The following is a 5,352-nucleotide window of genomic DNA, read 5'->3' on the forward strand; positions in this document are numbered from 1 at the left end:
GTATGGGCTTCGACGATGATCAAAAGTCTGACGATAAAGAATTTACGATTCACGGCGTGAAAGTGGTTGTGGATGAAGAAAGCGCCAAGTATTTATACGGTGTCCAAATTGACTTTGAAGACAAAGGCATGGGCGGCGGTTTCACGATCAATAACCCGAATGCAGTAGCATCATGTGGTTGTGGATCTTCCTTCAAACCAGCGGATTATGAAGGAACACCTGAGCCTTGCGATGATAAGGTTGAAGCTTAATAACGATGAGAGCGGCTTATAGCTGCTCTCTTTTTTTGCGCCCTTTTTTGGACAAGCTTTGAAAGATTTAATCTTATTTTCATAAAACTTAGCTGGCGAAGGAGTATAATTGAAGAAAGTTCACAAACTTGACGATTTTAGATGGGAGTGATTTTGGTGAAACTTTTCAAAAATTTTCTGCAAGGATTTTTTTATGCTTTTATCTCCATTGGCGCGCTTCCGTTCTTATTGGTAAAAAGTATCCTGGAATCATTTTACGGTTAATGTATAGAAGCATTGAGACTTCTTCATTTATAAAGCCAAGAAGCAGCAAATTTGCTGCTTCTTTTTTTTACCTTTACGTAAGTGGGAACTATGGTCCTCTATTTTGGTTAAAACAAGGTGTTTTGGCTGGTGGAGCGGAACTATGAGAAAATGGCCAATTACCTAAGAATAGCGCCCTGTAGTTCCCCAACCACCACAAACCATGCAGTTATGACTCGAAGTAATTGTGTACACGCCGCTCTTCCTTCTAGCGCAGCCACCAAACCCCCGCGCACTCCGGAAGCTGTATCCAACCCTCCTTGACAACTTGCTGGGCTAAATCATCCCCAAAGAAAAATCGACTCAACCGCTCAGCCTCTTCTAAGCTGTCGAAGTGATAATCAGTCCGAATCCACGTGTGGGACATTCCGTACTCATTTTCAAGCAAATCGTAATAGGCACGCAAAAAACTCGGAGGATTGGGGGCGGTTGATCCCGTTCCGAAATTCTCGAAAATAATAGCGCTACCGCCAGGGCGAAGAACTCGCCTTATCTCCGTCATGACCTGGCGGATGTTTTCCTGCCAATTAGAATTGTCGGAGCTCCCTAAATAGCAGATGCTCCAGCCTGATACGATTAAATCGTAGCTGTTATCATGGACAGGGAGCGCCCTGTGGTCGGCAACTTGTGTGCTCCAGTTGTGTAAGCCGGCTTCTTGAAGCTTATCTGCTGTTACTTTTAACATGGCTTCTGATGCGTCTACGGCCAAGATAGATTTGGCTTTCGGGGCAAGTAAGCGGGTCAATCTTCCAGAACCAGCACCTAGATCTAAGATATCCAGACCTTCAACGGGCTGAATGCTTTCGATAACCTCATAAAGACTTGGCTGTTTTGAAATGAGTAAATCATAAGTTTCCGCTTCTGATTTGTAAATTGCATCATGATCAGGCATAGTTCAAACTCCTCCTTAGGTTAACGATACATATCTATCGTAAGGATTGACGTAAGGAGAAGGTCAACATTTATTTAGCGGATTGGAACCGATTGGAACCGCATAAACCATAGTGAGCAGCTCATTCAGTTGTTTGTGTTTCGTGATATAACCATTCTCGTCAAACCAGCCCAGCAGCGTAGAGCTCATTGCGTAATACTCATTATGAATTAGCTGGATGTCATCAGTTCTGCTTTGGCGTTCTAAATCAGCTATGTACTGCTCTCTTTGGACTTCATTCTCGAACATTAAATCCGTGAGGCATATTCGGCCGTGCGGTTTCAATACGCGGCGCATCTCGCCCAGAGCTAGTATTTTTTGTTCATCTGAAATATGGTGCAAGGCAAAGCTGGTTACAATGAAATCAAATTGTCCATCTAGATATGGAATTGCAAGAAAATTCCCGAGCTTAAGCTCCATCTGCGGATTCTTGTGTCCACAAAGCTTCAGCATTTCTTTGGATTGATCGATCCCAGCCATTTGAATGCCTTTATCCAGAAACTTCCCTGCTAAATTTCCTGTTCCTGTTCCAATATCGAGCCCTCGTTCACCTGCCTTTGGAGCAACCCAGTCCACTGTAGTTTGAAGGGCCTTCTCGTAGTCCTTATATTCTCTATCATTATTAGCTACATTGGTGTCATGTGTTAAGGCTTGATGGTCGAAATTCCATTTATCGTTCCAATTTTTTCTGGTCTCTCTTAATCGTTTGGATCCTTCTGCGAGCAAGAAAATATCGTCTAACGGAAGCGTTTGTTGATATTTCAAAAGATCGATCATCGTATCTGTAGTTTCAATAATTTGTTTTAACTCCAGCCACTGTGAAAAGATGATCGATCGCTGCATTTCCAAATAATATTGCAGTTGTTCGGTATCCTCATCGTCAGCTTGAGGCAATGCTTTTTTAATATCCTCAATCGTCATCCCGGCTTCTCTCAGAGAAATAATCGTTTGTAACCGCCATACTTCCTTATCCGTAAATGTTCGATATAAATTGTGCTCCTGTTTGTGAGGAGAGATCAGCCCTTTTTGTTCATAAAAGCGAATGGTCCTTGGAGAAATGTTAAGTTTCTCTGCTAATTCTTTGATTTTCATCCTAAAATCAACCCTCCTTCCCTTACTAAACCTTAACCTAAGGGAAATGTAAAGTGGGTCTGAATCCTCATAAGGGGAACCTTTTACACATAGAAGAATAAAATAGATTGAAAGAGTACTAGCTTGAACTAGGAGAAGGGGGTGAGTGCATGGTAACTAGACAAGCATTTATCGAGCTGATTGCTCCGATTGCTGTCAAACTTCGTTTGGATAATTCTCCGATATTTCCGTCAGTTCGTATTGCGCAGGCGATTCTGGAGACAGGTGGAAACGTGAATGCGTGGAACAACTTGGTTGGTTATAAGGTTGGCAGCGGCGTGATTACGCCTTATTGGACAGGTGACAGGGTATCCGCCTTGACTTGGGAGATGGTGAACGGAGTACGTTACGATAATGTGCCTAGTGATTTCCGCGCGTATCCGACGATTGAGGCAGGTTTCCGGGATCAAGATCTCCTCTTTCAGTTCCCGCGGTATGCTAGTGTAAGGAATGCCATAAGCCCAGGAGAACAAACACAAGCATTGCAAAACAGTGGATACGCCACGGATATCGCTTACGCAAGTAAGCTGAATAATTTGATACAAACAAATGGATTAACGCGATATGATGAGGAGGTTGTTGAAATGTTAGAACAGTTGCAGGCGCAAATTGCTGCCTTACAGACCAGGATAAGCGCATTAGAGGGACAAGCGGCGCTAAAGGAAGTGCCTGTGTGGGCCAAAGCTGCGGTTGATGCGGCGGTTAAGGCAGGTCTTATTGATACCCCCAATGACGGAAGCTATGACTTTTACCGATTGTTGACTGTGCTCCATCGCAAAGGAATCATCTAAGCTGCATAGTGGAAAAAAAGAGCCGCAAGTGACGGGGAATTATTCCTAGTACACGATGCGGCCTTTAATTTTTACGTTGTCGCCATATTTGGCTTTCATAAGTTTAGTTTGCTCTAGCATATACGAATAGATTTCTTTCAAGCGGTTCTTTTTGGGTTTAATCGTTTCTTTGATTTCACCATTCAGTACAATATCGTAGACGATCATGGACTATCTCTCCTTTGATTAACTTTCTAATACTATTGTAAGCTATGAATATTAACGGGCGATTAAAATTTCTTTTCAAATTTGTGAACTTCGTTAAGGAAATATTAAGTATTATGCGGAATTTTACAAAACTAGCGATCAATTTTTTTTATCAGTATTCGCGTAGTCTAGCATGTGTATAACTTTATACACAGTATCCCCCAAGCAATCATACCGTTTAGGGGGGATATCAACAATTTACCCACAGGATATACACAACTTTCTGTGGATAACGGAACAGTTGTTCTWTTATTAACCCCATGATAATATAATTACAAATTATAGAATAAAGGTGATTTCAGTGAGACAAATTAGCGACGAAACATTGATCGACTCTTATTACAAAGCACTGGATTTGCGATTAGAATCAGATTTTGTTGATCTATTGCTCGCCGAAATCCAGAGACGGAATTTGAAGCTGCAAGTCTRCATCAAGGATGAAGCTCCGCTCAACTAGTGGATTTACCTGTTACTTAATTTAAGAGAGTTTATGCTCATAGATTTGGTATCTGGATGGTTAAACTGTGCATACAATCGGGGCAATTGAGCAAATGAAGGCATTCACCACTACGACCCGACAACGTGCCGTCCGAATCGGACATCGAGTACTCATCAATCTCCCGATATGGGGAGTAGGGACCAAGGTAGTCGCTTAGTCTGCCGCCATCACACATTGCATGTGAGCACACGGGGCATTCGGTGGTTAATTCCTGCAGGCCATTGCATACTGGACATATAGATGACAAAGGGGTATTCCTCCTAATCCGAAGATTAGGTATAGAATACCCCTTTTTATGTAGAAAGATTAAGACTAGAATTTCAAGTTTGAGCTGTGTCCTGGTGAAAGCTTGGCTGTTGGGTCGATATAAACTTTGGCGTTATTAATCGCCGTAGGTGCTTCGCCGAAGCCGACAGCAATCAATTTCAATTTGCCTGGATACGTTGTGATGTCCCCTGCAGCGAAGATTCCCGGAATGTTCGTTTCCATTCTGGAGTCAACGACGATGGAACCATTCTCAATGTTAAGGCCCCACTCAGCGATCGGTCCAAGGGAAGATACGAATCCGAAGTTAACAACGACAGCATCGACATCATGAACGGTTTCTTCGCCCGATTTGATATCTTTCAGTGTAACTTGCTCAATACGATCGCTTCCTTGAAGCTTCGTAATTTCTGTAGGAGTTACGATGTTTACTTTGGAGTTCATCAGGTTTTCAACGCTGTGCTCGTGAGCACGGAATTTATCGCGACGGTGGATAAGCGTAACTTTCTCAGCAATTGGCTCCAGCATGAGCGCCCAGTCTACCGCGGAATCGCCGCCACCGCTGATCAATACTTTTTGGCCGGCAAAAGCGTTCAAATCGCTTACGAAGTAATGTAGGTTCTTCTTCTCGAATTGCGCTGCTTCAGGAAGTTCTAAGCGACGAGGTTCGAATGCACCAACTCCGCCTGTGATAATAACGGCGCGGCTAGTGTGCGTACCTTTGTCCGTTGTGACTTCGAAGAGACGCTCTTCTTTCTTAACCACTTGATGTACTTTCTCTTCTAGGCAAACATCTATAGGAAAGTGTTTCATTTGAGCTAGTAAGTTATTGACTAAATCTTGCGCCGTTACTTTCGGGAATCCGGCTACGTCATAAATGTACTTCTCAGGGTAAAGCGCGGCAAGCTGTCCACCTAGTTGCGGCATGCTTTCAAT

The 5,352-nt window shown here is 43.1% G+C and carries 8 protein-coding genes; 4 read left to right on the forward strand and 4 right to left on the reverse strand.

The features are described from left to right. Both AC1DUA_RS23980 and AC1DUA_RS23985 read left to right on the forward strand, forming a co-directional pair. Positions 1-251, forward strand: a 251-nt coding sequence (locus tag AC1DUA_RS23980) for a HesB/IscA family protein (protein ID WP_477502156.1), incomplete at its 5' end; no start/stop codon positions are given. A 128-nt stretch (positions 252-379) separates the two neighbouring features. Beyond that, entirely contained in the window at positions 380-661 is a 282-nt protein-coding gene (locus tag AC1DUA_RS23985; protein WP_477502157.1) for a hypothetical protein, read from the forward strand. Between the two features lie 101 nt (positions 662-762). Here the strand turns inward: AC1DUA_RS23985 and AC1DUA_RS23990 are convergent, their stop codons facing one another. Both AC1DUA_RS23990 and AC1DUA_RS23995 read right to left on the reverse strand, forming a co-directional pair. Next, positions 763-1,446 (reverse strand): class I SAM-dependent methyltransferase, encoded by a 684-nt coding sequence (locus AC1DUA_RS23990; protein WP_477502158.1) that lies wholly within the window; start codon positions 1,444-1,446, stop codon positions 763-765. Between the two features lie 63 nt (positions 1,447-1,509). After that, positions 1,510-2,577, reverse strand: coding sequence for a MerR family transcriptional regulator (locus AC1DUA_RS23995; protein ID WP_477502159.1), 1,068 nt, complete (start codon positions 2,575-2,577; stop codon positions 1,510-1,512). A gap of 149 nt (positions 2,578-2,726) precedes the next feature. Here AC1DUA_RS23995 and AC1DUA_RS24000 point away from each other — a divergent pair, with 149 nt between their 5' ends. Beyond that, positions 2,727-3,407 (forward strand): glucosaminidase domain-containing protein, encoded by a 681-nt coding sequence (locus tag AC1DUA_RS24000; RefSeq protein WP_477502160.1) that lies wholly within the window; start codon positions 2,727-2,729, stop codon positions 3,405-3,407. A gap of 45 nt (positions 3,408-3,452) precedes the next feature. Here the strand turns inward: AC1DUA_RS24000 and AC1DUA_RS24005 are convergent, their stop codons facing one another. After that, on the reverse strand, positions 3,453-3,614 hold the full coding sequence (locus tag AC1DUA_RS24005; RefSeq protein ID WP_477502161.1) for a mechanosensitive ion channel protein MscL: 162 nt from the start codon (positions 3,612-3,614) through the stop codon (positions 3,453-3,455). A gap of 340 nt (positions 3,615-3,954) precedes the next feature. Here AC1DUA_RS24005 and sda point away from each other — a divergent pair, with 340 nt between their 5' ends. Then, complete coding sequence (gene sda / locus AC1DUA_RS24010) at positions 3,955-4,110, forward strand: sporulation histidine kinase inhibitor Sda (RefSeq protein ID WP_477502162.1); 156 nt, start codon at positions 3,955-3,957, stop codon at positions 4,108-4,110. Between the two features lie 354 nt (positions 4,111-4,464). On the opposite strand, the gene AC1DUA_RS24015 is transcribed toward sda, so the two are convergent. Continuing rightward, positions 4,465-5,352: NAD(P)/FAD-dependent oxidoreductase (locus AC1DUA_RS24015; RefSeq protein WP_477502163.1), on the reverse strand; the 888-nt coding region annotated here is incomplete at its 5' end.

The organism is Paenibacillus sp. 01T422 (assembly GCF_056398785.1).

Excerpts from the sequence above, each read along its gene's own strand:
- AC1DUA_RS23995 (WP_477502159.1), bottom strand. The coding sequence starts at position 2,577 with ATGAAAATCAAAGAATTAGCAGAGAAACTTAACATTTCTCCAAGGACC.
- AC1DUA_RS24000 (WP_477502160.1), top strand. The coding sequence starts at position 2,727 with ATGGTAACTAGACAAGCATTTATCGAGCTGATTGCTCCGATTGCTGTC.
- AC1DUA_RS24005 (WP_477502161.1), bottom strand. The coding sequence starts at position 3,614 with ATGATCGTCTACGATATTGTACTGAATGGTGAAATCAAAGAAACGATT.
- AC1DUA_RS23990 (WP_477502158.1), bottom strand. The coding sequence starts at position 1,446 with ATGCCTGATCATGATGCAATTTACAAATCAGAAGCGGAAACTTATGAT.